Source organism: Streptomyces sp. R302 (genome assembly GCF_012927245.1).
GTDB lineage: Bacteria > Actinomycetota > Actinomycetes > Streptomycetales > Streptomycetaceae > Streptomyces.
The window spans coordinates 450,945-475,495 of record NZ_JABBGE010000003.1; the positions used below are offsets into that span (position 1 = coordinate 450,945).

The following is a 24,551-nucleotide window of genomic DNA, read 5'->3' on the forward strand; positions in this document are numbered from 1 at the left end:
CCCCAGGACCCCCGTATCAGACCCCACAGCCTTACAACCCTGAGAGGGATTGACGCATAGTGCTCGACGTCAACTTCTTCGACGAGCTCCGGATCGGTCTGGCCACCGCTGACGACATCCGTCAGTGGAGCCACGGCGAGGTCAAGAAGCCGGAGACCATCAACTACCGCACGCTCAAGCCCGAGAAGGACGGACTCTTCTGCGAGAAGATCTTCGGTCCGACCCGGGACTGGGAGTGCTACTGCGGCAAGTACAAGCGTGTCCGCTTCAAGGGCATCATCTGTGAGCGGTGTGGCGTCGAGGTCACCCGCGCCAAGGTGCGCCGTGAGCGGATGGGCCACATCGAGCTGGCCGCTCCCGTCACCCACATCTGGTACTTCAAGGGCGTCCCGTCGCGCCTCGGGTACCTGCTCGACCTCGCCCCGAAGGACCTGGAGAAGGTCATCTACTTCGCGGCGTACATGATCACCTTCGTGGACGAGGAGCGCCGCACGCGCGACCTGCCGTCGCTGGAGGCCCACGTCTCCGTCGAGCGCCAGCAGATCGAGCAGCGCCGCGACTCCGACCTGGAGAACCGCGCCAAGAAGCTCGAGTCCGACCTGGCCGAGCTGGAGGCCGAGGGCGCCAAGGCCGACGTGCGCCGCAAGGTGCGCGAGGGTGCCGAGCGCGAGATGAAGCAGCTGCGCGACCGTGCGCAGCGCGAGATCGACCGTCTGGACGAGGTCTGGTCCCGCTTCAAGAACCTCAAGGTCCAGGACCTGGAGGGCGACGAGCTCCTCTACCGCGAGCTGCGTGACCGCTTCGGCACGTACTTCGACGGCTCGATGGGTGCCGCGGCGCTGCAGAAGCGCCTGGAGTCCTTCGACCTGGAGGAGGAGGCCGAGAAGCTCCGCGAGATCATCCGTACCGGCAAGGGCCAGAAGAAGACCCGCGCGCTCAAGCGCCTCAAGGTCGTCTCCGCGTTCCTGCAGACCGCGAACAGCCCCAAGGGCATGGTTCTCGACTGCGTGCCGGTCATCCCGCCGGACCTGCGTCCGATGGTGCAGCTGGACGGTGGCCGCTTCGCGACCTCCGACCTGAACGACCTGTACCGCCGTGTGATCAACCGCAACAACCGTCTGAAGCGTCTGCTCGACCTCGGTGCCCCCGAGATCATCGTGAACAACGAGAAGCGGATGCTCCAGGAGGCGGTCGACGCCCTCTTCGACAACGGCCGTCGCGGTCGCCCGGTCACGGGCCCCGGCAACCGTCCGCTGAAGTCCCTCAGCGACATGCTGAAGGGCAAGCAGGGTCGTTTCCGTCAGAACCTGCTCGGCAAGCGTGTCGACTACTCGGCGCGTTCCGTCATCGTCGTCGGCCCGCAGCTCAAGCTGCACCAGTGCGGTCTGCCGAAGGCCATGGCCCTGGAGCTCTTCAAGCCGTTCGTGATGAAGCGCCTGGTCGACCTGAACCACGCGCAGAACATCAAGAGCGCCAAGCGGATGGTCGAGCGCGGCCGCACGGTCGTGTACGACGTCCTCGAAGAGGTCATCGCCGAGCACCCGGTTCTGCTGAACCGTGCGCCCACGCTGCACCGCCTCGGCATCCAGGCCTTCGAGCCGCAGCTGGTCGAGGGCAAGGCCATCCAGATCCACCCGCTCGTCTGCACCGCCTTCAACGCGGACTTCGACGGTGACCAGATGGCCGTGCACCTGCCGCTCTCCGCGGAGGCGCAGGCCGAGGCCCGCATCCTGATGCTGTCCTCGAACAACATCCTCAAGCCGGCCGACGGCCGCCCGGTGACGATGCCGACCCAGGACATGGTCCTCGGTCTGTTCTTCCTCACCACCGACGGCGAGCTGCGTGACACCAAGGGCGAGGGCCGCGCGTTCGGCTCCACGGCCGAGGCGATCATGGCCTTCGACGCCGGCGAGCTCGCGCTCCAGTCGGAGATCGACATCCGCTTCCCGATCGGCACCGTTCCGCCGCGCGGCTGGGTTCCCCCGGTCGCCGAGGAGGGCGAGCCGGAGTGGCAGCAGGGTGACAGCTTCCGTCTGAAGACGACCCTGGGCCGCGCGCTCTTCAACGAGCTGCTGCCCGAGGACTACCCGTTCGTCGACTACTCGGTGGGCAAGAAGCAGCTCTCCGAGATCGTCAACGACCTGGCGGAGCGCTACCCCAAGGTCATCGTGGCGGCGACGCTCGACAACCTGAAGGCGGCCGGCTTCCACTGGGCGACCCGTTCGGGTGTCACCGTGGCCATCTCCGACGTCGTCGTGCCCGAGGCCAAGAAGGCCATCGTCAAGGGCTACGAGGAGCAGGACGAGAAGGTCCAGAAGCAGTACGAGCGCGGTCTCATCACCAAGGAAGAGCGCACTCAGGAGCTCATCGCGATCTGGACCAAGGCGACCAACGAGGTCGCCGAGGCGATGAACGCGAACTTCCCGCGGACGAACCCGATCTTCATGATGGTGGACTCGGGCGCCCGAGGAAACATGATGCAGATGCGTCAGATCGCCGGTATGCGTGGTCTGGTGTCCAACGCCAAGAACGAGACGATCCCGCGTCCCATCAAGGCGTCGTTCCGTGAGGGCCTCACCGTCCTCGAGTACTTCATCTCGACGCACGGTGCCCGTAAGGGTCTCGCCGACACCGCCCTGCGTACCGCCGACTCGGGTTACCTGACCCGTCGTCTGGTGGACGTCTCGCAGGACGTGATCATCCGCGAGGAGGACTGTGGCACCGAGCGCGGTCTGAAGCTGCGGATCGCGGCCAAGGACGAGGCCGGTGTCCTGCGGAAGACGGACGACGTCGAGACCTCCGTGTACGCGCGGATGCTCGCCGAGGACGTCGTCGTCGACGGCAAGGTCATCGCGCCGGCCAACGTCGACCTGGGTGACGTGCTGATCGACGCACTTGTCAACGCGGGCGTCGAGGAGGTCAAGACCCGCTCGGTCCTGACCTGTGAGTCGGCCGTCGGCACCTGTGCCTTCTGCTACGGACGCTCGCTCGCCACCGGCAAGCTGGTCGACATCGGTGAGGCGGTCGGCATCATCGCCGCCCAGTCCATCGGTGAGCCCGGTACCCAGCTGACGATGCGTACCTTCCACACCGGTGGTGTGGCCGGTGACGACATCACCCAGGGTCTGCCGCGTGTCGTCGAGCTCTTCGAGGCGCGTCAGCCCAAGGGTGTCGCCCCGATCTCCGAGGCGGCCGGTCGCGTCCGCATCGAGGAGACCGAGAAGACCAAGAAGATCGTCGTCACCCCGGACGACGGCAGCGACGAGACGGCGTTCCCGATCTCGAAGCGTGCCCGTCTGCTCGTGGGCGAGGGCGACCACGTCGAGGTGGGCCAGAAGCTCACCGTGGGTGCCACCAACCCGCACGACGTGCTCCGGATCCTCGGTCAGCGCGCGGTCCAGGTCCACCTGGTCGGCGAAGTCCAGAAGGTCTACAACTCGCAGGGCGTGTCGATCCACGACAAGCACATCGAGATCATCATCCGGCAGATGCTCCGCCGCGTGACGATCATCGAGTCCGGCGACGCGGAGCTCCTCCCGGGCGAGCTGGTCGAGCGCTCGAAGTTCGAGCAGGAGAACCGTCGTGTGGTCACCGAGGGCGGTCACCCCGCCTCCGGCCGTCCGCAGCTGATGGGTATCACCAAGGCCTCGCTGGCCACGGAGTCCTGGCTGTCGGCCGCCTCCTTCCAGGAGACGACCCGAGTCCTGACGGACGCGGCGATCAACGCCAAGTCCGACAGCCTCATCGGCCTCAAGGAGAACGTGATCATCGGTAAGCTCATCCCGGCCGGTACGGGTCTGTCCCGCTACCGCAACATCCGGGTCGAGCCGACCGAGGAGGCCAAGGCGGCGATGTACTCGTCCGTCGGCTACGACGACCTCGACTACTCGCCGTTCGGCACCGGCTCCGGCCAGGCCGTTCCGCTGGAGGACTACGACTACGGTCCGTACAACCAGTAAGCGAGTCGCTTGACCGACCGAAGGGCGGCACCCCGTTGCGTACGGGGTGCCGCCCTTCGGGGTTTCCGGGCTCAGACGCGGCGGTGATGGGGGGCCAGGCTCCACCAGTCCTCGGTGTCGACGTGGACACTGGCGACGTCGTCCAGGCCGAGGTAGAGCCGGGCGGGGCCCTCGCCCTCGGCCAGGATCCGGCCGGTGGTGACGTTCTGGGCGTCGGGTTCGCGGACGAGGAACTCGCCCTCGCCGTGGTGCTCGAAGACGGCGGCGTGGTGCCGGGCCGCGTTCGACAGCAGCTCCGAGCCCATGCCGTGGAGCGTGCCGTGGAGGACGCGTGCTCTGCGTGCCGGGAGCAGGGCGGTCCACCACGGGCCCTCGGTAGTGATCTCGACGGTCAGCGCGTCCTCCGCGGTGTTCGGCACGGGGACGCGTACGGCCCCCGGGCCGCGTAGCTGGCGCGCCAGCCGCACGGTGCGGTTGCTGCGGCGGCCACCGGTCCGGGCGTGCACCGTGAAGCCCTCCGGGTCGGTGCCCTCGAAGACCAGCAGACACGGCCCCGACCACCCCTCCGGCTTGGGGAGGCGTACGGTCGCGGGGCCGGTGCCGTGACTGCTCAGCTCCGGGTCGAGCGGCGCGGGCGGCCGGTGCACGGCGGGGCGGGCGAGGCCGTCGAGCGCGGCGCCTCCGCGGGCGAGGATCTCGGGCACCTGCCCCGGCTCGGCCCGCTTCGCCTCGTCGTAGGCGTCGAACGCGATACGCCAGGAGGCGGCGGTCGCCGGGGTTGCGTGCCCGTGCAGGGGGTGCCGGGCGAGCCGCTCCCCGTACCGGGTGATCGCGGCGTCCGCGGCCGCCCGGTCGGTGTGGGGCGGCAGCGGGTCGGGCCCCGAGGCCCGCGTACGGCGACCGCGCAGGTGGACGGCGGCCGAGTGGCCGAGGACGGTGAGCGCCATGGAGGCGCCGAGCGTTGTCGCGGGGGTGACGCCGAAGGCGAGGAGCAGGGCGCCCAGGGCCAGGCCGAGGCACACGACGTGCCGCGGGACGGTGCGGCGACGGCGGCCGGTCCGGGGTGGCCCGGGCGGCTCGGTGGGCGTGGTGGGTGGGATGGCTGGGGTACGCGCGTGGTGCCGGTCCTCGGGGAGCCGGTCCTCGGGGAGCCGGTCCTCGGGGAGCCGGTCCTCGTCGGGGTCGCGGAGCCAGGAGGGGAGCGCGTCCTCGTCGGGCTCGCGGAGCCGGAAGGGGAGCTGCTCGCCGACGTGGGCCTCGTACCGGTCGTGCGACCAGTCGTCGGAACGGTGCCTGCCGGGGTCGCGGAGCCAGTCGTCGAGCTGGTCGCGGTCGTCGTCGCGGTGCCAGTCGCGCCGCCAGTCGCGGTCGCGGGTGTGGTGTCGGTCGTGATGCCGGTCGCGCGTCATGGAGATCCCCCTCGCGTGACTAGCCGAGCAGCGCCCGGTGGACGCGGAGCAGGGCCCGGGTGCCGATGGCGAGGACCGCCGGGACGTCGGCTTCCGGTACCCGGTGGGCCAGGGCGAGGGCGTCGACCACGATCGCGTAGTCGTCCACGATCGCCTGGGGTGTGTCGGGATGGCCGGCGGCGGACGCGTACTCGGCGGCGATCGTGCCGTACGCGAGGACGGTGAGGCGTACCTCCACGTCGAGATCGGTCGGCGGGGTCCTGCCGGGTGTGGGCAGGGCACGGTCGTCCGTGGCCATGGCGGGCCTCCGGTTCTTCGGCGACTGGGCAGTTGTTGCTGATGTGCAGTGTCCGGGCAGGTGGACCCTGGCAACAGGGCCTGTATCAGGCCGTGTTGGGGCCCGCTTGTTGCCGGGGTCCGGCAGGTGGCGCGGCAGGGTGGGCTGTGGTGTCAGCTGTGGCGCAGGACGCGGACCGGTGCGCGGCCGTTCGTCCCGTCCTCGTTGACGAGCGTGTACCGGTCACCCGAGACCCGCAGGTCGACCGGGTGCCGGGGGGTGTCGTCCAGCTCGTGGAGCGAGACGTCGCGGACGATACGGCCGGTGCGCGGGTCGATCCGGAGCAGGTCGGTGTCCTTCAGCGCCCAGACCGCGGACCCGTCGCTCGTCAGGCCGTGGAGGTGGTTCTTCAGCTCCTCCGTGGTCCACAGTCGGCGGCCCGTGGCGAGTGAGTGGCCGACGAGCCGGGACCGCTTCACCCAGGTGGCCCCCTTGCCGGTGCCGCGATGCTCGTTGTCCCCGGGGCGCACCCCGGGCATGACCAGGGTGTCGCCGACGACGACGGCGGTACGGGTGGGGCGGGCGGCGAAGACGGGTTCCGGCAGGTCGCCGAGGGCGGGAACGACGCGGAGCTCGTGGCGGGGCGCGGAGGCCGGGATGGTGGCGCGCCGCTTGCCGAGCTCGTCGTACGAGAGGACCGCGCGGGTGCCCCGTACCTCGCGCTCCCACACCCAGACGGCGAGCGGGCGGGCCGAGAGCACGGCCAGCTGCTCCGGGACACCCCGCGCGGGCAGCGCGGCGCGGGCGGTCTGCCGCCCGGTTCCGGGGGCGAGGGTGCGCAGGACGGGAGCCTTCCCGGCTCCGCAGTCCGCGACCGTGACGAGGGTTCCGGGGCGGATTCCGGCGCCGGTTCCGGGGCCGGTGTCGGTGTCGGTGTCGGGGTCGTTGTCGGGGTCCGTGTGGACGAGCAGGGGTACGCAGCCGGGCTCGGCGCGGGTGAGCCAGCGGTCCTTGCCGTCCTTGGCGTCGAGGGCCCGCCAGCCGTCGGCGGTCGGCAGTAGGGCCAGACCGTGCCCGGCGGCCACCAGGTCGGGGCGCGGCCCGCCGGCCTTGACCGCCCGTACGGGAAGCGTCGCCGTCCAGCGCGGACCGCCGGTGGTGAGGTCGAGGGCGCGGACGGTGGTGCAGGGCCTGCCCTCGGGGGCGTGCCCGATCAGGCCGACGCCGCCGGTCGTCTCGCGGCTCATCGCGCACACGACGTCCCGGCCGGGCGGCGCCCAGGACCAGGCGGCGGTGCCGTCGGAGAGCGCGCGGGCGGTCACCCGGTCGGGCCGGGCCCGGATCACCAGGTCGTCGGTCTGCCAGCTGCCGACCGCCTCGATGCCGAGCGGGCGTTCCGTGCGTGCCTCCCAGACGCCGACGGCGCCCTCGCCGAGCGTCGTGTACAGCAGGGCGCCTATCACGGCGGCGCCGCCGAGGGAGCCGGCCAGCGCCCCGCTGGACGACAGGGACAGTCCGACGCGGAACAGCGGAGTGGTGACGATGAGGCCGATGAACCCGACGAAGCCCCAGATGGCCGGTGCGTCCCCACCGGTCTCGCTGAGGGTGAGCCCGCACCCGCCGAGCAGGGCGGTGAGGGCGGCGCCGAACGCCCCGCCGAGGACGAGGCCGATCACGTCGTGTGTGTCGTCGGACTTCGGGCGGCTCGCCATGTGTCCCTCCCCCTCGCTGTCGCTCCCCGACGGTGATTGTTCCGGCGGGCGGGCGGAGACGTCAGGTGGGGCGGCGGGCACGCCGAGGTTCGGTTCGCTGCCGGGACCCGGCAGGAGCGGGGCCCGGCAGCGGCGGGTGCCGGGTGCCGGGTGGCCTCCGTCCCGTACGGGACGAGGGAAGGCCACCCGGGGGCGGTCAGCGTCCCGCCAGTTCCCAGATCGCGAGCAGTACCCCCGCGCCCGCGGTGAGCGCGGCGACGGAGGCGAGCGGCCAGCGGGACCGCTCCAGGTCGTCGAGCCTGGCCTCGTGGTCGGCGAGCTGCTTGTCGGTCTGGTCGCTGCGCTGGACGAGCAGGGCGAGCGAGCCGTCGACGCGGGCGAAGCCGGCTTCGAGGGTGCCGCGGAGCCGTTCCAGTTCGAGCGCGACCGCGACCGGGTCGTTCGGGTCAGCCTCGGTCATCGGCGCCGCCCTGTTCCGTCCGCAGCCAGGAGGGCAGCAGGAGCTGGACGGCGGGGACCGCCATGGCCCGGGTCAGGGCGCCGGCGACGGTGAGCGCGCCGGCGACCCAGGGGAGGGTGGCGGGGATGCCGGAGGCGTCGACGAGCGCGGGCAGGACCAGGGCGAGGGCGACGGCGGTCTGGAGGACGGTGCGGGCCGTGCGCTTCGCGGCTTCGGACATGGGGGTCTCTCCTTACGGGGTGTGCGGGACCTTCAGCGCGTTCCAGGAGGTGGCGCCGGGCCAGCCGTCCGCGTCGGCGCCGCGGAAGCCGAGCTTGCGCTGCCAGGCCGCGTACGACTGGCGGTCGGCCTCGGTCCAGCGGGGGCCGGGGCCGATCCGGTAGCGGGCGCAGCCCTCGGCCGTCAGCCGGCGGCCCATCGCCGTGATCACCGGGGAGCTGGGGGCGTCCCGGAAGAACTGGGTGCCGGGGAAGGGGTGGTACTTCGGGGTGGCGGGCCTCGCCGGGGCGGTCGGCCTGGAGGCGGGGGCGGCGCCGAGCCGCTTCTGCACCCGGTCGCGCATGACGGGCATGGCGAAGCCCTTGGGGTCGCTCTTCCAGTCGGACCACTCCAGGTGGCCGATGACGGACTTGGCGCCCCAGCCGTGGGCCCGGCAGAGCGCGGCGGAGACCCGTTCGATCGCGTCGAGCTGGGCGGCCGGCCAGGGGTCGGTGCCGTTGCCGAGGTTGACGCACTCGAAGCCGTAGAAGCGGGAGTTGCCGTCGACGGCGCCGGCGCTGCCCTGGTGCTCGCGCGGGGCCGGGGGCCGGTCGCCGTACGCCTCGGTGACGACGGCCCGCAGGACGGACGGGTCGCCGCCGCCGGCGTGGTTGGCGCGGCCGTCGGAGACGAGGTGGACGGTGCCGTCCTTGGCGATGACGCCGTGGCAGAGCGGGCCGGGGAGTCCTGCGTAGCCGTCGAAGCACAGGGCTACGGAGGATGCGGTGCCGCTGGACACCGTGTGATGGATCATGACGCCGTTCACCGGACCCCAGGCGCCGACGCGGTTGCGGTGGTGGCCGCGCCAGCCGGGGTGCTCGACGACGGTGACGCCTTCGGCGCGGAGCGCGGCGAGGAGCCGGTCCGCGGAGAGGGGAGTGGCCATGGAATTCCCTTCGACGGCCGGAGCGCCCCGCGGCGGCTCGGCCGTCGCGGGGCGCTCCGGAGGGGGCAGGAGGTACGGGTCAGGCGGCCAGGGCGGCCCAGATGGCGTTGGCGTCGGCCACCACCGTGGAGGGGGTGAAGGACGCCGGGAGCGAGGTCTGGCCCGTGGTGGACAGCCGGCCGTGCCGGACGAAGGCGCCGGGCATCCGGGCGCTGCCGCCCGGGAACTCGCCCACGCTCGCGGCACGGAGGAAGGCCGGACCGTTGTAGTTGGGGCTCGGCCCGTTGACCACCAGCGCGACCCAGTAGTGCCCCGGCTGCGCGTTGTAGGCGGTGGTCAGCGGGCACACCACGGTCTTGCCCTCGGTGGCGGGGATCAGCGTGGTGAGGCTGGCGGTGAGGCCGACCCGGGCTCCGGCACTGGTGTAGAGACCGGCGTACGAGGAGGCGCTCAGGGTGCCGCCGACATAGCCGGGGACGTAGAACACCACGTTCCGTACGGTGGTCGCGGCGTGCAGCGGCACGCCGATCAGGTAGACCGTGCCGTTGGTGCAGTACTGCACCTGGTCCGCCGAGGCCGCCGCCGGGTCGAACGCCCAGCCGGAGAAGCCCAGGGCGCCGGGGGTCCAGGTCCCGGTGGCCGCGACGGAGTCGACGTAGCTCTTGCGCGTGAGGTGGTCGGGGTTGGTCGGCGCGGTCGTGGAGAACGGCGGGGTGGTGAACACCTTGGCGCTCTCGATGGTCTGCGCCCCGGTGAGCAGGACCGCGTCCCCGGCCGCCACCGCCGACACGTCGGCGGCGCTCAGCTGCACCGCGCCCGCCTGCCCGTTGACGGAGGTGACGGGGGCGCCGTCGATCGCCAGATAGCGCAGGTCGCCGGCGGCCGGGGTGAGTGCGCCGAGGTCGGCGGCGGCCAGCACCACGTCGCCGGTCCGGCCGTTCACGGAGGCGACCGCGCCGCCCGCGGCCGGCAGCTGCTCCACCGGCACCTTCCCGTCGGCGCCCAGGGTGGCCACCCCGCCGGCGGTGCCGGCGGTGGTGGCCGCGAGGGCGGAGACGTCGGCGGCGGTCAGCACGATGTCCGCCGCGGTCTGGCCGTTGACGGACCGCACCGGTCCTGCGGGGCCCTGCGGGCCGAGTTCTCCGGCGGGGCCGGGCGGGCCCGGCACGGCGACGTAGTGCGGGGTGTTCGGGTCCGCCGGGCGGATGTCGGCCAGGTCGACCACGGGGTTCGCGGCGGGCAGGGCGATCTGGTAGACGCGTACCCGGTCCAGGCCGCCGAGCTTCTCGGTGACCTGGTACGTCCAGTCGACGGGGTTCCAGCCGGGGAGGTCGGTCGCCGGCAGGACGACGGTGAACCGGCCCTCGGCGTCGAGGGTGGCCCGGGTCGGACCGCCCACGAAGACATCGGCCTCGGCGTGGGTGAGCAGTGCGGGCGGCCGGAACTCGACGGACCCGCTCATGGGGCCGCCGTCCGGGGTGAGGTACCGGGCGGTGACCTGGACGGTGGAGAGGGACGGAGGCAGCACGGGGGCTCCTTACGGGTGGTGCGGGGGACGCCGGGACGGGCGTACGCCACGGGCGGGAAGTTCACGACGGGCCGGGCGCGGCGGGCGTGCGGGTGCGCCCGGCCGGCCGCGGTGCGCGGCCGGCCGGGCGGCGGGAGGCGTCAGGACTGGACGCCGTACAGCGCCAGCGGGCGGCAGCGGACGGTGCCGCCCGCCGCCGCGACCTTCGCCTGGACCTCGAAGGTGACCGTCGCGCCGTAGTCGGCGGTGAGGCTCTCGGTGAAGACCAGGCCCGTTCCGGGCGTGCCCGACGGACCCACCGGGGTGCCGTTCACCAGGACCCGCACCTCGGCGCCGGCGGTCCCCTCGGCGGCGACCCGGCAGTGCAGGCGAGGGTGCTGGACGATGCCAGGACCGCGGTACAGCGTGGTCCACGTGGTCGATCCGGTGGACACCCAGCGGGTGGTGTCCACGGGCTCCGGCAGCGGATAGGGGATGTAGGGGCGGGCGAGGCCGCGCTGGGCGGCGTCGTCGGCGACGACCACGTTCCCGCGCCGGTCGAGGATCTGCACGGGCTGGACCGGGAGCGTGTCGGGGCTGCCGGTCCAGACGGTCAGCGCGAGGGAGCCGTCGTCCCGCCGGACGACGAGGCCCTGCTGCGGGGTGTTCTCGTCCCGGCCGGGTTCGACCCGGCCCAGGTAGAGCAGGTCCTCGCCGCCGGCCGTGCGGACCCGCAGCCGGCCGCCGTCGCCGATGACGACCTCGCCGCTGCTGATCTGGTTGAGTGCCGGGCTGGTGTTCGCGCTGCCCATCAGCTCGCGGACCTGGCGTTCCAGGGCGCGGATGCGGTCGAGCAGGTCGGTGGGGATGATCGCCACCGTCAGACCCCTTCCAGGTAGAGCGTGGCCGTCTCGGCCTTGGTGCGCTGCGGCGGGTTCACCGCCAGGCCGACGACGCGGTACTGCCGGTCGAGGCCCTCCGGATGCCACAGGTCGTGGATCCGCAGCCGGACGCGGGCGCCGAGGAGCGCCGGGGTGATCCGCCCGTCGAGGACGACGGTGAGTTCCGGGATGGTCTCGGGGCGGTTCTGGCGCGACAGTTCGGCGGCGGCCAGGGAGCGCAGCGTCTCCTGGTCCTTCACCCCGCTGTGGTCGGAGGTCCGTTCCAGCCGGGGCCAGCCGCCGAGCAGGTCCTCGGACATCTCCGCCTCGACGGTGAGCGGCTGGGACTCCTGGGACTGGTCGGTGTTGGCCGATTCGCCGCGGGCCACCCACACGTTCGCCTGCACGGTGGAGTCCGTGGGCAGGCTGTAGGTGAGGATCTGGCCCGGGTGGTCGAGCACGATGTCGGTGGTGCCCGTCTGGATCGTCGGGTGGCCCAGCTGGAGCCGCTTGACGCGGCGCCCCTGGGCGTCGCGGTAGCAGTGGATCCGCCACTCGAACCCGTCGGCGAGCTGGGCCAGCTTGTCGAGCAGTTCACGGATCCGGGCGAGGGCGGAGTAGGCGTACGCGTAGTCCCGCCGGACGCCCGACATCTCGTGGCCGAGGCTGATGTCGATCCGTCCGCCGGGCTGCTCCTCGGCGTGCGCGACGATCAGCCGGGCGATGTCGAACTGGTCGGTGGCGGTGCCGAGGAGGTCGGTGGAGAGGATGCGGTGGTCGAGGTACGAGTCGAAGGTGCCGGCCTGGAACTGCACCTTCAGGCGTCCCTGCTCGTCGGAGACCGGCGTACAGGTCCACAGCACACCGCCCCACCAGATGTCGCCGTCCCGCTCCAGCCAGACCGCGGTGCGGCCCGGCTGGAGCGCCTCCCGGGCCCGGGCGGCCAGGGAGCCGTCCGGGAGGGGGATCGTCGCGGTGAGCGAACCCGGCTTGCCGATGAAGTCGTCGAACTTCGCCTCGGTGAGCGGCAGCACGTCCACCACGCGGTCGGTGCGCAGGTCGCAGAAGAGCGCCCGGTAGGCGGGCGTCGTCGGGGATTCGGCCACGGTCCGCCTCACAGGGCCGGGTCGACGCGGATGAACCGGTTGTCGTACCAGACGCGGCTGCTGGTCGCCGAGGAGCAGTAGGCGGAGACGGCGGTGTGGGTGGCACCCACCTCCAGGCCGGTGACGCGGAAGGTGTGGGAGACGGACTGCGCCTGGCCCTTGTGGGCGATCTGCGCCGAGCGGACCTCGTCGGCGCCGAGCACCAGCGCGCCGTTCTTGCGGATGTTGGCCGACATCCGGCCCCACTGGCCGTCGACCGCGACCTGTCCCATGTAGCCGACCGTGACGTAGACCGCCCCGGACACCGGGACCGTGAAGGTCGCGGTGATGGTGGGGCCGGTGGTGTCGGTGACCGCCTCGACCCAGCTGGTGGACGCGCAGAAGCCGCCGTCGTTGTGGTACGCCCACGCGGTCGAGGGCACGGCGGTGGCCGGGCGCCACACGGTGCCGTCCCAGCGCTGGAGCCTGCCTCCCTCGTCCCGGTACTGGCCGGTGTACTCGCCGGCCGCCAGCGCCCCCTGCGGGGCGATGCCGCCGACCTGGCGCGGGTAGGACACCCAGCGGTCGCCGGCCCAGCGCTGGAGGTGGGCGGAGGTGTCGCGGTACTGGCCGGTGTAGCCGCCGGGCACGTCCCGGTTCCAGCCCTCGGCGAGGATGCCGCCGACGGCGACGGTGGTGTGGCGCAGGTCGTAGACGGCGGTGCTCCAGTCGAGGCCGCCGGTTCCGACGGAGGCGCCCGCCGGGACGGTGACCCGGGCGAGCGGCAGGGACACGTCCGGCAGGAGCGGGGGCTCGGGCGTGGCGGACGGCTGGCCCTTGACGATCTCCAGGACCGCCTCGGTGCGCCCGTTGACGGTGTCGAACTGGGCGTCGTAGACGCGGAGGACGACCAGGTCGACGCGCGGGTTGCTCGCGTCGCCGTCGTCGAAGGTGATCGTGGTGTAGTCCGTCAGGACGACCGGGTACGCGCCGGCGGCGGGGCTGCCCTGGATGACGGCCCGGCCCGGGGCCACGTTCGCCGTCATCCCGGCCGTGTCGCCGAAGACGTACAGCGCGGACATCAGGTACTTGCCGTCGGTGGAGCCCGGGATGATGCCGGAGGCGGTGGTCAGGGCGCCGCTCGGGGCCAGGGTGCCCAGCGGCGAGAGCCGGGTGTCGGTGCGGGACTGGCCGGACTCGGTCTCGGTGCGGTTGATCAGCCATGCGCTGCGCACGGGCATGTCGTCCTCCTGGAGGGAAAAGGGGCGGGTGAAGAGGGGGAGCGGGTGGGGTGGGGCGGTGCTCTCACCAGTGGGAGTCGCGCCACAGCACGGTCACCGAGGCAGCGGGGTCCGGAGTGCTGTCGTTGGAGCGGAAGGCCAGGGCCGTCTCGCCGGGGGCGAGCGTGAAGAGCTGCTCGGGGGCGGAGGCGGAGGTGGCGGTGTAGAGCCGGGACGTGGTCCCGTTCAGCCGGACGGTGCCCGCCTCGGTGTCCACGGTCAGGACGTCCTGCGGGCCGAGCACGATGTCGTACTGGAGCTGGCGGCCGTCGGAGAGCCGGGTCAGGGTCGGCCGGCGCAGCGGCCCCCGGAACTCGACCACCGGGTGGCTCGCGGCCGAGCCCGAGTTGACCGCGGTGAGGGTGCCGGCGACGCCGGCTCCGCCCCAGTCGAGCGGGAACTCCAGACCGCCGGCCGCGGGGCCCTGCCAGGACAGGCCCGGTTCCATGACGGGCAGTGCGGCCTCGCCCCTCAGGAGCCGGGCGCCGAAGCGCCGGGGATCGGTGGCGGTCCACTGCAGGCTGGTCTTCGTGGTGCCCTCGCGGACGTAGGAGCGGTCCTGCGGAACCACCTTGCGGCTGAGCCGGGCCCGTACCGCGAGTGTCTCGCCGTGCAGGCGCACGGCCAGCCATTCCTCGCCGCCGTCGGCTCCGGTCGCGGCGCGGAAGGCGGCGGTCACCTCGTGGGCCCGGTCGGCCGCGTCCGGCAGCAGCCAGACGGTCGCGCCGACCAGCCGGGGCTGGGCCCAGCGGGCGCCGGGCCAGGAGCCGTGCTGGTCGGGGCGGGGGATGTCACCGGTGTCCAGGACCGGGAGGTCGTCCCAGCCGGTGATGCCGGTGCGGTCGATCTGATACGGGGTACCGGGCCCCATCAGCAGGCCGGCCCACTGGATCTGCCCGTCGCGGGTGATCAGTGAGCCGGGTGCGGTGTCGGTCTGGTACCTGTCTGCGGTCTCGGCCATGACGGGCCGTCACCTCACTTCTGTCGGGGGCGCGTTCAGGCGGCCGCTGTCCGGTGGAGGAACAGCAGGTCGGCGGCGACGGCGAGCGGGCCGCGCCCCTCGGCCGCGTGGTAGGCGTGCAGCCTGACCCGCTCCGCGGGACGGGACGCGGCCTGCGTGCGGTGCCCGGCCTCGGCGGGCCGGAGCCGGTCCAGGGAGGCCAGTGGACGGACGGAGCCCGGTCCGCCGCCGGACGGGGGCTCGACGACGCCGCCCTCGGCGAGCTGCGGGATCTTCGGCAGGTCGACGCCGAACTTCTTGCCGAGGATGTTGACGCTGATGCTGTTGAGGCCGTCGATGACCCAGTTGGCGAAGGCGATGAGGCCGTTCAGCGGGCCCTTGATCACGCCCAGCAGGTTCTGCATGCCGGTGGTGACGAAGTCGCCGATGCCGCGCAGGGTGCCGGACATGGCGTCCTTCACCCGGGTGAACATGTCGGGGATCTTCTTCGTGATCCAGTCGAGGACGGGCTGGAGGACCTTCTTGAAGCCGCCCCAGGCGGCGCGGATGAGGCCGGTGACGGCGCGGGTCGCCGCGGAGATGGCGGAGCGGGCGCCGGCGAACCCCTTCGACAGGGCGCCGCCGATCACCTTCACGACACCCGTGATGATCGTCCTGACCACGGTGAAGTAGGTCGAGATCACCTTGGCGTACGCCTGGATCACCGGACCGAGGAACTTCCCGATCGCCCGGAAGACCTTGAGCACCTGGTCGAAGACCTGCTTCATGATCTTCTGTCCGGTCTCGGAGTTCATCGCGAAGGTGATGATCGCGGCGACGAGCGGCACGATCAGGCCCAGGACGAAGCCGAGCGGGTTGGCACGCATCGCCACGTTCACGGCCGTCATCGCGCCGGCGGCGACGGTGAGCCCGCCGCCGAGCAGGCCCATGAGGGTGGAGACGGTGCCGGACGCCTTGCCGAGCAGCCCCGCCATCGAGCCGAACAGGCCGGAGCCGGAGGCGATCGAGTTCAGCGGCCGGGTCGCCCCGCGGGCCCTGGTGCCCGTGCCCTTGAGCCGGGTGGCGGTGGTGCCGGCCGTCCGGCCGGTCTTGGTGAGCGACCTTCCGGCGGCCTCCGCGCGGGTCCTGACCTGGCGCAGCGCGGTACCGGTGGAGGCGGCGCCGCTCCTGATCCCGTCCACGGCGGAACCCGCCCGGTGGGCGGAGCCCCCGAAGCCCTTGAGTGCCCGCCCCGCCTCGCCGAGCCGGGTGCGGAAGCCCGTCAGCGCCCCCGCGACCCCGGCGAGCGGGTCCAGGCGGGGGGCGAGCGCCGCCGCACTCATCCGCGGGCCTTGGAGAGGAAGAGCAGGGCGTGGGCGGTCTCGCGCAGGTCGCTGGAGGACGCCTCGTAGTAGTTCTCGATCTGGAATCCGGCGGTCGCGCCGGTACCGGCGTTCAGCGCCTCGGCGCGGGCGCGGCGGGCGGTGTGGCGCATCAGGCGGTCCAGCTTGGACAGCGGCAGGACGGCCTCGGCCTCACCGGCCTCGGCGACGATGGTGTGGACGCCGCCCCGGCGGGGCTGGACGACACCACCCTGGGCGAGCCGGGGAATGGTGGGCAGGCTGACGCCGAAGGTCTTGCCGCCGACCAGGGGTACCCAGCCGGGGATCGAGACCTTGATCCCGTTGAGCTTGCGGATCGCGGAGTTGATGAGGTCGATGACGGCGTTGATCGGGCCCTTGACGGCGCCCTTGATCTTGTCGAAGGCCCGGCCGGCGATGTCCTTGAGCCCGCCCCAGATGCGGGAGAGCTTGTCCTTGACGGCGGTGAACGCCTTCGGGACGACGTTCTTGATCCAGTTGACGACGGGGGTGATGACCTTCTTGATGCCGTTCCAGACGCTGGAGATCACCTTCTTGACGGCGTTCATCACCGTCGTGATGATCTTCTTCCAGGCGTTGAAGTAGGTCTTGATGACCTTGGCGACGGCCTTGATGACGACCGTGATCGCCTTCTTGATGCCGTTCCAGACCTTCTTGATCAGCGCCCCGGCCTTCTTCATGATCGGGCCGACGACCTTCATGACCGAGCTGATGACCTTCTTGATCGCACCGAAGGCGACCTTGAGGATCTTCTGCATGGTCTTGGAGCGGGTGGCCATCTCGACCACCTTCTCGATGAGCGGCGCGAAGAGCGCGAGCAGGGTGCCGATGATGTTGCCCTTCATCGACTTGTTCAGGCCCTTCATGCCCTTGGACGCCTTGTCGGCGCCGGACTTGAACTTCCCGACCTGGGTGCCGCTCTTCTGCCCGGTCCTCCCGGCCTTGGCCATGGACCGCTCGGCCTTGTCCGCGGCGCGCTGCATCTTCTGCAGCTCTGTGGCCGCCCGCTGCGAACTCGTACGCACCTTGGAGACGCCGCGGTCGGCGGTGACCGCCTGGCGTCCGAGCCCTGCGGTGGCGCGGTTCGCCGTATCCGTAGCCGACTTGAACTGTCTGAGCGAGCCGGACGCCCGCCCGAGGGAGCTTCTCAATGACATGGGTGTGTCCCTGTCCCGGATGGTGGTCTGATGAGGGGCTGTGCGTCCGGCGGATCATCCGAGCCGGGAGATCAAGGTGGCCGTTGCCGACTCGAGCGCCCGGAGCTGGCTGACCTCCTGGTCCATGCGGACCTGGGCCCGCCGGTTCGCACGGGACGCGGGGAGGGTCCCGAAGGCACGCCGCCGGCCCAGCCGCTCGGCCTGGCCGGAGACGCGCTCCCTGGTGGTACGCGCCTGGGTCTGGCGGTCCTTCAGGAGAGCTCGGAGGGCGCTGTCGTGGGCCGACAGCTTGCGGTCGACGCCCTTCCGCCACGGATCCAGCCGGTTGAGCACCTTCTGGATCAGTTTGTTGTTCGACGATTCGCCGCGGGCGGGCCGCGCGTCGGCCCGCCCGTCCGTCGAGGGCCGGGAGTCGTCGGGCGTGTTCCCGGACGTGCCGTCGAGGATGCCCGGCACGCCGGTGCCGCTCGTCCTCCTCGCTGCCCGCTCGTCGGCCGACAGGGCGGTGCCTTCGAGCCAGGTGGTGAGGGGGTTCTTCAGGACGGTGACACCGGCGACCTTGACCCCGGACTCGTCGATGGTGAAAAGGCTGGGGTCCCACTTGAATACCTGGTTGCTGGAGTAGACCATCTGCTGGGCGACGTTCTGCTCGCCGAGGTCCACCGGCCCGATGCTGGTTTCCGAGACATTCCAGAAAAGCCAGTTCTTGTTGTCCGCAGCGGCCTGGTCCTGATCTTTCGCAATGCTTTCCTTGAGGGCCCTGACGAGTCGTGAGACCTCCGTCTCGGGCAGCTCTTTCTGCTCGTTGAGGCCACGGACGACGGATTCGACTTCACCGGAGCCGACGAAGTCCTCCGCGCTGAGCCTCGCGTCGAGTCTCGCGCTGATTCTTTCTTCGAGTTCCTGGCTGGTCACATAGTCCGGTTTGCCCTCCGGATTCGGGGAAGTGGTCATGAGGTCTCCTTCCTCCGCGGTGATCGTTTTGGCATGATGGGCGACCGTGCAGACTCTTGTGGACGTACTGTTCGGCACTGTGGTCATCGGCGGCGTGGTGGCGCTCTTCCTCTTCTCCGCCGCCCGCCTCTTCTCCCTCGTGTGGCTGAAATGGAAGGGGGTGGCGACGGAAGGAAGGTGCCTCGATGTCACGCTGGGGAAGAATGCCAGCACCGCTCATATCGCCTACGCGGCGCCCGACGGAAAGACGCGCTTCACGAAGGCGCGCACGCATTCGCTTGCGCAGGGGCTTCCCGGGGAGATCTGGGACGTGGTGTACATCCCGTCGTTCCCGAGTGTCTCGGCGGCAGCTCCGGTCACCTTCGGCAGGATTGCCGGAGGGGTGGTGATCGTCGCGCAGACGACCGGGCTCATGGTTTTCACCCTGTACTACTTCACACGTTGAGCACGGCCCGACTCCGATCGAATCGTGGGCGGGCCGTGCTCAACTGAAGAAGCGGGCGATTTCCATGGGGCCGGGTGAGGACCCTCCGGATTCCGGTTCCGCGTTCGGCCCCGCACCGTCCGTGTCGGGCGGGGCATCGTCGCCCGGCCGCGGCACCGGGACCGGCGCCTCCGGCGGGTCGGCGTCCTCGTCCGTGTTGACGGAGGCGAACATCCAGTTGGCGGCGGCGAGATGGTCGACGGCGGCGGCCAGCAGATAGTCGGTGACCGTCCACTGGGAGTCCTCGCCGCTCTGGGCCCGGGCCACGGCGCTGTCCTGTGGCATGTGCCTGATCAGCACCGCGAGCCGGCGGGAGGAGAGCCGGCCGCGGTGCCAGTCGAGCAGGTCCACGCCGTAGTGCCGGAGCAGGTCGGCTTCGAGGGCCTCGGCGTGTTCTTCGGCGAACGCGTCGAGGCTCAGCCTTCCCCCAGGCCCAGCCCCGTCTCCTTGCCGTACGCCTCAAGGATCGCGGCGATGTCCTGCATGGTGATGTCGTGGGTCTCGAAGCGTCCGAACTGCTCCTCGCCCATCAGCAGCTTCAGCAGGCCGTCCACGTCGTTGTCGTCGAGCCCGCGCAGCGACTTGGCCACGGAGCGGGAGAGTTCGGTGGGCAGCTGGAAGGTGTCGCCGTCGAGCTCGAAGGACCAGGAGCGGCCGAGTGCCTCCATGCGCTGGGCGCGGGCGGCGTTGACGTCGAAGGAAGCCATGGACGTGTTCTCCGTACGTAGAGGAAGGGGGGGAGGGAGCGGGGGCGGGGCCGGCCGAGGTCGTCGGCCGGCCCCGCCCCCACGGGGTGTTACACGGCGGCGTAGGCGCCGTCCTTCATGACGAAGGTGGCCAGGGCCTGGCCCTCGCCCGGCGACAGGGCGGTGAAGGTGACGCCGAGCATCGCCGCGGCCTTGCGGGCGAGCTTGAGGTCGTCGGTGGCCGTCACCTGGCCGCGCGGGATGACGAAGCGGTACGTGACCGCGGAGCCGTCGGTGAACTCCAGGCCCAGGGCCCGCTCGTCGAAGGTCGGACCGTCCGGCACGTCGAACTCGTAGACGCCCGGGTTGTTGGTGGCGTCGTTGCGGAAGTCCGTCTTCTTGCCGCCGAGGAAGAACGGCAGCGTGTCCTCGTTGAACTGCAGCATCGAGAACTTCAGCGTCAGGTCGCGGTCCGCGTAGACGAAGCGGGCCGGGCTGATCGACTGCCAGGTCTCCACCGGGTCGAGCTTGTCCTTCTTGGAGAAGGTCACGCCGTCGGTGGAGGTGTAGCCGAGGTCCGTCCAGCCGGCACCCCAGTCGGTGGCGGGGTTGTCGGTGAAGGTCGTCGGCAGCGCCGCGCCGACCTCGGCGACGAGGATGCGGCCGGTGCCGGCGACGCGGATCTCGGAGGCGTTGTTGCCTGCCATGTGTACTCCTTGATGGGTTGGGTGGTGCGGGGTGTCCGCCGTGGGTACGGCGAAGGCCCCGCCGGTCGGCGGGGCCTTGTCTGTGGGCACGGGCGGGTGGGTCAGCCCGTGCGGAGGGACAACCGCAGGACGCAGAGGTAGCGGTTGGCCGCGGTGTAGACGTAGTCGGGCAGCCAGCGGGGGCCGTCCGCCTCGGCGACGTCGCTGATGAACGTCGTGCCGTACGTGGTGCCGGCGGCGTGCAGCAGTTCCGCCCGGGCCGCGTTGGCGAGCAGGTGCGCGGTCGGCTTGTCGGGCCCGTAGCACTCCAGCTCGATCAGGGGCTGGTCGAGATGGAGGTCGTCGATCCAGGCCCCGCCGCGGCGGGAGACGATCACCGCCTTCTGCGTGCCGTCGAAGCCCGCCGGCGGGGTGTCGTCGACGATCGCGTCCGCCAGCTCCGGCCGGTCGGAGAGGAGGTCCACGACGATGGCCTCCACGTCCGGGAAGGTGCTCGGTGCTGAGCTCATGACGTGGCATCACTCCTGTGGGAAGGGGACGGGGGAGGGGGCGTGGGAAACGCGACGGCGGAGCCGTGCCCTGGAGGGATGCGGGCACAGCTCCGCCGCTGCATCCATTGTGATTGATAGCGCGCGAGCGCGCAACTAGTTCGTGCGAGAGCGATCGTTTCGTTCGAGCGGGTGGGTCCGGTTCCGGCGCGTGGGGGCGTGGTGAGTGGTTCGGATCCCGAGGGGGCGCTACCCTCGGGCATCCGTAGATATTCGAATGAACATTCGATTCGATGGTGGAGAGGTGGGGGTGCGTGTGGTCGGCGGAGGCGGCAGTGCGCAGGAGCGGCTGACCGAGGTGGTCGTGGCGGCCGTGGAGGTCGCCGCCGAGGCGGGGGAGGCCGGGCGGTACACCGGGGATGTCGGACGGACCCTCGCCGCGGTGGTGGGCAAGGTCGGCGCGAGGATCGCCGTGGACGCGGAGGTCCGCGGCTTCGCCAGCGGATGGCAGGAGGCCCTGGGCGGGGCGGCGGCCCGGACCGTCCGAGCCGGGTCGCGGAGGGGCGCGCAGGTGCGGACGGGTCCCGAGGGGGGCGTCGGAACATGAGCGCGGACAGACGCGGAGAGGCGGCCGCCCCACAGGGCGACCGCCTCTCCGCGTCTTCGGTCCGGTCGGGCCGGCCTCCGGTCCCGGGGCCTGCCGGGACCGACGTGCTGTGGTGCGGCCCGGACCGTCACCCGCTCGCGCGCTCCGGCCCCGGGCGTCCGAGGCGTACGGTCCGCTCGGCGGCGAACACGTCCTCCAGCCGGTAGAGCAGGGACCGCCCCTGCCGGCCCGCCGGCGCGAGATGGCCCAGCTGGACCCACTTGCGGATGGTCGCGGGCACGACACCGGCCTCCTCGGCGGCCAGCGCGGCGTTGATCAAGGGGGAGACCGCGGCGGTGGTCATCGGCGTACTCCTCCGTCGGCGACGTCCATGGACCGTGCGAGTTCGGCGCGGTCGGCGCCCCCGGCCTCCGCCAGCACCTCCCAGGCGCCCTCCGGCCAGACGTGGCGCAGGGCCGGATCGGTGCGGCAGTCGCACTCCTCGTCGGTGCAGCGGCAGGCGGGGTTCACGCACAGGACCGCACGGCGCGCCGGGAAGGCCCGCAGGGACACCGAGTCGCACCAGGGGCACCGGCCGCGGACCCGCACGATGGTCTCGGAGTCCCCGAGCGTCCGGCCGCAGCGCCGGGCCATCCGCCGCGCCTCGTTCCGCACGTGTGCGAGGAGCGCCGGTTCGTTCTCCGTCCGGTCCAGCAGGGCGAGGATCCGGGCGAGCCGTTCGGGCACCCGTGCGCGCGGGGGCCGGCCGAGCCCGAGCCCGGCGTGCACGGCCTCGTCGAGCTCGACGACACCGTCGGTGATGTCACGGATGGCGTCGGAGACGTGCAGGCGCAGGGGCGCCGTCGAGTGGCCGGGCACGGTGAGTCCGTGCCGCTGCTCCATGAGCAGGGCCTCGCGGCGCTCCTGGCGCGACGCCTCGGCGTCCTGGGCGGTCGCCTGCCGAGCGGGCCTCCCGGACGGGCCGGTCCGCCCGGGGGCGAGTTCGGTGAGCAGCTCGGGGAACTGCCGCAGCAACGCTTCGATCCAGAGCGACGCGTCCTGTGCCGGCGTGGTCATGGGGCCTCCTGGCGGTGCGGTGGTGGGGTCGGCGGGCGGCGGGCCCGGGGTGCGCGGGCGGCCGGCGCCGGTCGGTGTACGCGGGACGTCGTCGAGGGACCGGCGGAGACGGCGTAGCTTCCCTACGCGCGGAGTACGCGTCAGTCATCGACCTTTGTCCGGGAACATCCGAATGGTTCGTGCGACCTCGCAACGGAGGTGAGCCGCAGGCGCGCCGGTCGGCCGTTGCGCCACAGGCGGCCCGCGGCGACACCGTCGAAGAAGGTGTCGGCCGGTGCCACGGTCTCCTCGCAGTGGTGCGTGACCGGGCAGGCTCGGCATGCCATCAACGCAGGCAGGGCCTCCGATTCCCGACGGGCGAAGATCACCCGGGGCGGCAGGCCCAGACAGGCGGCCGCGGCGCGCCAGTCGTCGGGCTCCGCGGTTTCGGGCAGGGGCATGGGGCGGCTCCCGGGCTCGGAAGTGTCGTTGCGAACACGCACGTTGTCATGTTGCGAGTGCGCTCGCAACTAATTTGTGAAGAGGATTCCCTCGAATCAGCACCGTGCGCGCGCAGGAGCACGTAATTCTGTGCGCGCAAGCGCGATATTCTGAGGTCCGCTTCGGAGGGAGGCGACCCACCATGACCGCCAGTGACCTGGACCAGTTCGCCGCCTGGATCGAAGAGCTCATCCGGCGCCGCGGCTTCGACATCGACAGCCCCCGGGGCGGGGGCAAGTCCCGCCTCGCGGACGAAGCCGGCGTGCACCGCGCCGCCATCACCCGCCTGCTCCAACGCCAGTCGATGCCCGACCTGGAGACGACGCGGCGCCTCGCCCACGTGCTGGGCGTGCCCGTGCGGGACATGCTCATCCGGTCCGGCCGCCTCACCGAGGAGGACCTGCCGCTTCCGGACGACACCACCGAACGGGCGGCCGTGGCGGCCGAGGGGTCGCGCCTCACCCTGGAGGAGGCGGCTGCCGCCCTCGGTGTCCCCGCCGAGCAGCGGGAGATGTTCATCCGGGTGGCCGGCCAGTTCCTGCCGCCCTCGCCCGCGGTGCGGCACGCTCCCGCGGTCCGGGACTGATCCGCCCGCGCCCCGCCCGTCCCGGCGTCGCCCGTCCCGGAGCCCACCACCCCGCCGCCGGCCCGCCGTCCGTCACGTCGTCCGTCACGTCGTCCACCCCGCCGTCGGCTCCGCCGTCGGCCGCCTGCTTCGCCGTCGGCCGAGGCGCCCGAGTACGCTGTTGCGATCCGTTCCCCCGCCTCGTGTGACGCAGGTCGGGGCCGGCGGGCGGGGGCAGTGAGGCAGTGGGGCAGGAGCGTGAGCGTCGCGGTGGCGAGGGGGGCGAAGTGTCGCCACCCGACGACGGCGATGCCGCGGCGACCATGCCGCCCCCGAACCTGCCGCCTCCCTCGGAGGACCTGCCGGGCCTGCTGGCCCTTCTCGGCCAGCTCCTCGAAGGGCACGCCCCGGACGAGGTCGAGGTCATCCTGCGCGAGGAGCTCGACCGGCGTGAGGCGGCCGCCTACGCGAGTGGCTGGCGTGACGCGGCGGAGGCGTACGCCATCGCCCTGGAGGAAGCCCGGCGCCGCGCCGGAGCGCCTCCTCTGCGGCTGGTGGGGCGGCTGCCCGGCCAGGCCGCGGTGATCCCCTTCCCCCGCGGTCGGGCCGACTCCGGTGCGGGCGACCGCGCCGGGGCGGGGGGTGCGGCCTCGGCCGAGCGGACCGGGTCCGCCCCGGACCCGGCCTCGGTCCCGGACCCGGCCTCGGTTCCGGCCCGGGATCCGGGGGAGAGGATCCTCCCGGAGCCGCCCCCGGGGCATGGCGCCGCGACCGGAGGGCCGGCGGCGGCCGACCCGGAGGACGACCCGGCGGCCGACGCGGTGCCGGGCTCGGCCCCGCCGCGGCCCCGTGGCGGCACGCCCGCGTTCGAGGCGAAGAGCCGGAAGTCCAAGGTGCCGACGATCCCGCGCCTCGCCTCCCCTCAGGGGAGGGGCACCCGGCGAGGCCCGGTGTCCGGTGACGCGACGGACCGCCCCCGGCGCCGCCCTCCGGGCGGGGGCCCGCAGCCCGGCCGCCCCCAGGAGCCGGACCCGCGGCAGGACCCGCGGCCGGAGCCGGAACGGGAGTCGCGGCCGGGGCCGGAGCGTGAGGCCGGACCGGAATAGCCCGAGATGTTGACGGCGTGGGCTTTTCTTTTGACCGCAGTCCGTGCGATAGGTACGCTCATGCCTTGTGCCTGGGGTGTGCCTGGGCTCCTGTGCGTGTCCACAACCGCACGGTGAGTCCAAGATCGGCCACCGTGATCCGCGCCTTTCCGCGCTCAGCGGAAGGTCCACCGGATCCGACACGCCCGACCGCGTGGGTCGGTGAATGTTCCAGGTTAGTAGTAC

Annotated in this window: 26 protein-coding genes; 5 read left to right on the forward strand and 21 right to left on the reverse strand. The window is 72.1% G+C overall.

Going from position 1 to position 24,551, the window contains the following annotated elements; translation table 11 throughout:
• Nucleotides 1-59: 59 nt before the first annotated feature.
• The gene (locus HHL19_RS11725; protein ID WP_169088419.1) at nucleotides 60-3,959 is read left to right on the forward strand and encodes a DNA-directed RNA polymerase subunit beta'; all 3,900 of its coding nucleotides are present in this window, start codon (nucleotides 60-62) and stop codon (nucleotides 3,957-3,959) included.
• 71 nt (nucleotides 3,960-4,030) lie between these two features.
• Here HHL19_RS11725 and HHL19_RS11730 read toward each other — a convergent pair whose 3' ends face one another.
• From HHL19_RS11730 to HHL19_RS11795, 14 genes are all read right to left on the reverse strand, one after another.
• Nucleotides 4,031-5,368 (reverse strand): hypothetical protein, encoded by a 1,338-nt coding sequence (locus HHL19_RS11730; protein WP_169088421.1) that lies wholly within the window; start codon nucleotides 5,366-5,368, stop codon nucleotides 4,031-4,033.
• Nucleotides 5,369-5,387: 19 nt separating this feature from the next.
• Entirely contained in the window at nucleotides 5,388-5,666 is a 279-nt protein-coding gene (locus tag HHL19_RS11735) for a hypothetical protein (protein WP_169088423.1), read from the reverse strand.
• 152 nt (nucleotides 5,667-5,818) lie between these two features.
• Nucleotides 5,819-7,357, reverse strand: a complete 1,539-nt coding sequence (locus tag HHL19_RS11740) for a PQQ-binding-like beta-propeller repeat protein (RefSeq protein WP_169088425.1) — start codon at nucleotides 7,355-7,357, stop codon at nucleotides 5,819-5,821.
• A 196-nt stretch (nucleotides 7,358-7,553) separates the two neighbouring features.
• Entirely contained in the window at nucleotides 7,554-7,817 is a 264-nt protein-coding gene (locus tag HHL19_RS11745; RefSeq protein ID WP_169088427.1) for a hypothetical protein, read from the reverse strand.
• Nucleotides 7,804-8,037, reverse strand: coding sequence for a hypothetical protein (locus HHL19_RS11750; RefSeq protein WP_169088428.1), 234 nt, complete (start codon nucleotides 8,035-8,037; stop codon nucleotides 7,804-7,806). The genes HHL19_RS11745 and HHL19_RS11750 overlap by 14 nt, the downstream gene beginning before the upstream one ends.
• A 12-nt stretch (nucleotides 8,038-8,049) precedes the next feature.
• Complete coding sequence (locus HHL19_RS11755; protein ID WP_169088430.1) at nucleotides 8,050-8,961, reverse strand: peptidoglycan-binding protein; 912 nt, start codon at nucleotides 8,959-8,961, stop codon at nucleotides 8,050-8,052.
• Between the two features lie 79 nt (nucleotides 8,962-9,040).
• A complete protein-coding gene (locus HHL19_RS11760; protein ID WP_169088432.1) occupies nucleotides 9,041-10,489 on the reverse strand; it encodes a phage tail protein in 1,449 nt (482 codons plus the stop codon).
• Nucleotides 10,490-10,629: 140 nt separating this feature from the next.
• Complete coding sequence (locus HHL19_RS11765) at nucleotides 10,630-11,346, reverse strand: hypothetical protein (RefSeq protein WP_169088434.1); 717 nt, start codon at nucleotides 11,344-11,346, stop codon at nucleotides 10,630-10,632.
• Between the two features lie 2 nt (nucleotides 11,347-11,348).
• Nucleotides 11,349-12,455, reverse strand: a complete 1,107-nt coding sequence (locus HHL19_RS11770) for a hypothetical protein (protein WP_169088436.1) — start codon at nucleotides 12,453-12,455, stop codon at nucleotides 11,349-11,351.
• 8 nt (nucleotides 12,456-12,463) lie between these two features.
• Nucleotides 12,464-13,675 carry a hypothetical protein gene (locus HHL19_RS11775; RefSeq protein WP_169088438.1) on the reverse strand — a complete coding sequence of 404 codons (1,212 nt, stop codon included), beginning with the start codon at nucleotides 13,673-13,675 and terminating at the stop codon, nucleotides 12,464-12,466.
• 64 nt (nucleotides 13,676-13,739) lie between these two features.
• Nucleotides 13,740-14,675, reverse strand: coding sequence for a phage tail protein (locus HHL19_RS11780; RefSeq protein ID WP_169088440.1), 936 nt, complete (start codon nucleotides 14,673-14,675; stop codon nucleotides 13,740-13,742).
• A 35-nt stretch (nucleotides 14,676-14,710) separates the two neighbouring features.
• The gene (locus HHL19_RS11785) at nucleotides 14,711-15,997 is read right to left on the reverse strand and encodes a tape-measure protein (RefSeq protein ID WP_169088442.1); all 1,287 of its coding nucleotides are present in this window, start codon (nucleotides 15,995-15,997) and stop codon (nucleotides 14,711-14,713) included.
• Nucleotides 15,994-17,193: a phage tail protein gene (locus HHL19_RS11790; protein ID WP_169088444.1), complete on the reverse strand. Its 1,200-nt coding sequence runs from the start codon at nucleotides 17,191-17,193 to the stop codon at nucleotides 15,994-15,996. The genes HHL19_RS11785 and HHL19_RS11790 overlap by 4 nt, the downstream gene beginning before the upstream one ends.
• Before the next feature lie 54 nt (nucleotides 17,194-17,247).
• Nucleotides 17,248-18,147, reverse strand: coding sequence for a hypothetical protein (locus HHL19_RS11795; RefSeq protein WP_169088446.1), 900 nt, complete (start codon nucleotides 18,145-18,147; stop codon nucleotides 17,248-17,250).
• Between the two features lie 46 nt (nucleotides 18,148-18,193).
• Here HHL19_RS11795 and HHL19_RS11800 point away from each other — a divergent pair, with 46 nt between their 5' ends.
• Nucleotides 18,194-18,592, forward strand: a complete 399-nt coding sequence (locus HHL19_RS11800) for a hypothetical protein (protein ID WP_169088448.1) — start codon at nucleotides 18,194-18,196, stop codon at nucleotides 18,590-18,592.
• 39 nt (nucleotides 18,593-18,631) lie between these two features.
• Here HHL19_RS11800 and HHL19_RS11805 read toward each other — a convergent pair whose 3' ends face one another.
• From HHL19_RS11805 to HHL19_RS11820, 4 genes are all read right to left on the reverse strand, one after another.
• Nucleotides 18,632-18,982 carry a hypothetical protein gene (locus HHL19_RS11805; protein WP_169088450.1) on the reverse strand — a complete coding sequence of 117 codons (351 nt, stop codon included), beginning with the start codon at nucleotides 18,980-18,982 and terminating at the stop codon, nucleotides 18,632-18,634.
• A gap of 65 nt (nucleotides 18,983-19,047) precedes the next feature.
• Nucleotides 19,048-19,338: a hypothetical protein gene (locus HHL19_RS11810; protein ID WP_169088452.1), complete on the reverse strand. Its 291-nt coding sequence runs from the start codon at nucleotides 19,336-19,338 to the stop codon at nucleotides 19,048-19,050.
• An 89-nt stretch (nucleotides 19,339-19,427) separates the two neighbouring features.
• A complete protein-coding gene (locus tag HHL19_RS11815; protein ID WP_169088454.1) occupies nucleotides 19,428-20,024 on the reverse strand; it encodes a phage tail protein in 597 nt (198 codons plus the stop codon).
• Nucleotides 20,025-20,125: 101 nt separating this feature from the next.
• Complete coding sequence (locus HHL19_RS11820; RefSeq protein ID WP_169088456.1) at nucleotides 20,126-20,533, reverse strand: hypothetical protein; 408 nt, start codon at nucleotides 20,531-20,533, stop codon at nucleotides 20,126-20,128.
• Between the two features lie 283 nt (nucleotides 20,534-20,816).
• On the opposite strand from HHL19_RS11820, the gene HHL19_RS11825 reads away from it, so the two are divergent.
• Entirely contained in the window at nucleotides 20,817-21,119 is a 303-nt protein-coding gene (locus HHL19_RS11825; RefSeq protein WP_346768291.1) for a hypothetical protein, read from the forward strand.
• A gap of 127 nt (nucleotides 21,120-21,246) precedes the next feature.
• Here HHL19_RS11825 and HHL19_RS11830 read toward each other — a convergent pair whose 3' ends face one another.
• From HHL19_RS11830 to HHL19_RS11840, 3 genes are all read right to left on the reverse strand, one after another.
• Nucleotides 21,247-21,462, reverse strand: a complete 216-nt coding sequence (locus HHL19_RS11830) for a hypothetical protein (protein WP_169088457.1) — start codon at nucleotides 21,460-21,462, stop codon at nucleotides 21,247-21,249.
• Entirely contained in the window at nucleotides 21,459-22,175 is a 717-nt protein-coding gene (locus HHL19_RS11835) for a hypothetical protein (RefSeq protein ID WP_169088459.1), read from the reverse strand. Before HHL19_RS11835 ends, HHL19_RS11830 begins: the two co-directional genes overlap by 4 nt.
• 140 nt (nucleotides 22,176-22,315) lie before the next feature.
• Complete coding sequence (locus tag HHL19_RS11840; RefSeq protein ID WP_169088461.1) at nucleotides 22,316-22,615, reverse strand: WhiB family transcriptional regulator; 300 nt, start codon at nucleotides 22,613-22,615, stop codon at nucleotides 22,316-22,318.
• A 182-nt stretch (nucleotides 22,616-22,797) separates the two neighbouring features.
• On the opposite strand from HHL19_RS11840, the gene HHL19_RS11845 reads away from it, so the two are divergent.
• Nucleotides 22,798-23,241: a helix-turn-helix transcriptional regulator gene (locus tag HHL19_RS11845; protein ID WP_169088463.1), complete on the forward strand. Its 444-nt coding sequence runs from the start codon at nucleotides 22,798-22,800 to the stop codon at nucleotides 23,239-23,241.
• 266 nt (nucleotides 23,242-23,507) lie between these two features.
• Nucleotides 23,508-24,326 carry a hypothetical protein gene (locus HHL19_RS11850; RefSeq protein ID WP_169088464.1) on the forward strand — a complete coding sequence of 273 codons (819 nt, stop codon included), beginning with the start codon at nucleotides 23,508-23,510 and terminating at the stop codon, nucleotides 24,324-24,326.
• Nucleotides 24,327-24,551: the final 225 nt, after the last annotated feature.

Coding starts and splice junctions, on each gene's coding strand:
- HHL19_RS11815 (WP_169088454.1), bottom strand. CDS start 20,024: ATGGCAGGCAACAACGCCTCCGAGATCCGCGTCGCCGGCACCGGCCGC.
- HHL19_RS11845 (WP_169088463.1), top strand. CDS start 22,798: ATGACCGCCAGTGACCTGGACCAGTTCGCCGCCTGGATCGAAGAGCTC.
- HHL19_RS11810 (WP_169088452.1), bottom strand. CDS start 19,338: ATGGCTTCCTTCGACGTCAACGCCGCCCGCGCCCAGCGCATGGAGGCA.
- HHL19_RS11820 (WP_169088456.1), bottom strand. CDS start 20,533: ATGAGCTCAGCACCGAGCACCTTCCCGGACGTGGAGGCCATCGTCGTG.
- HHL19_RS11730 (WP_169088421.1), bottom strand. CDS start 5,368: ATGACGCGCGACCGGCATCACGACCGACACCACACCCGCGACCGCGAC.
- HHL19_RS11790 (WP_169088444.1), bottom strand. CDS start 17,193: ATGTCATTGAGAAGCTCCCTCGGGCGGGCGTCCGGCTCGCTCAGACAG.
- HHL19_RS11740 (WP_169088425.1), bottom strand. CDS start 7,357: ATGGCGAGCCGCCCGAAGTCCGACGACACACACGACGTGATCGGCCTC.
- HHL19_RS11755 (WP_169088430.1), bottom strand. CDS start 8,961: ATGGCCACTCCCCTCTCCGCGGACCGGCTCCTCGCCGCGCTCCGCGCC.
- HHL19_RS11830 (WP_169088457.1), bottom strand. CDS start 21,462: ATGACCACCGCCGCGGTCTCCCCCTTGATCAACGCCGCGCTGGCCGCC.
- HHL19_RS11775 (WP_169088438.1), bottom strand. CDS start 13,675: ATGCCCGTGCGCAGCGCATGGCTGATCAACCGCACCGAGACCGAGTCC.
- HHL19_RS11780 (WP_169088440.1), bottom strand. CDS start 14,675: ATGGCCGAGACCGCAGACAGGTACCAGACCGACACCGCACCCGGCTCA.
- HHL19_RS11735 (WP_169088423.1), bottom strand. CDS start 5,666: ATGGCCACGGACGACCGTGCCCTGCCCACACCCGGCAGGACCCCGCCG.
- HHL19_RS11835 (WP_169088459.1), bottom strand. CDS start 22,175: ATGACCACGCCGGCACAGGACGCGTCGCTCTGGATCGAAGCGTTGCTG.
- HHL19_RS11795 (WP_169088446.1), bottom strand. CDS start 18,147: ATGACCACTTCCCCGAATCCGGAGGGCAAACCGGACTATGTGACCAGC.
- HHL19_RS11840 (WP_169088461.1), bottom strand. CDS start 22,615: ATGCCCCTGCCCGAAACCGCGGAGCCCGACGACTGGCGCGCCGCGGCC.
- HHL19_RS11745 (WP_169088427.1), bottom strand. CDS start 7,817: ATGACCGAGGCTGACCCGAACGACCCGGTCGCGGTCGCGCTCGAACTG.
- HHL19_RS11750 (WP_169088428.1), bottom strand. CDS start 8,037: ATGTCCGAAGCCGCGAAGCGCACGGCCCGCACCGTCCTCCAGACCGCC.
- HHL19_RS11785 (WP_169088442.1), bottom strand. CDS start 15,997: ATGAGTGCGGCGGCGCTCGCCCCCCGCCTGGACCCGCTCGCCGGGGTC.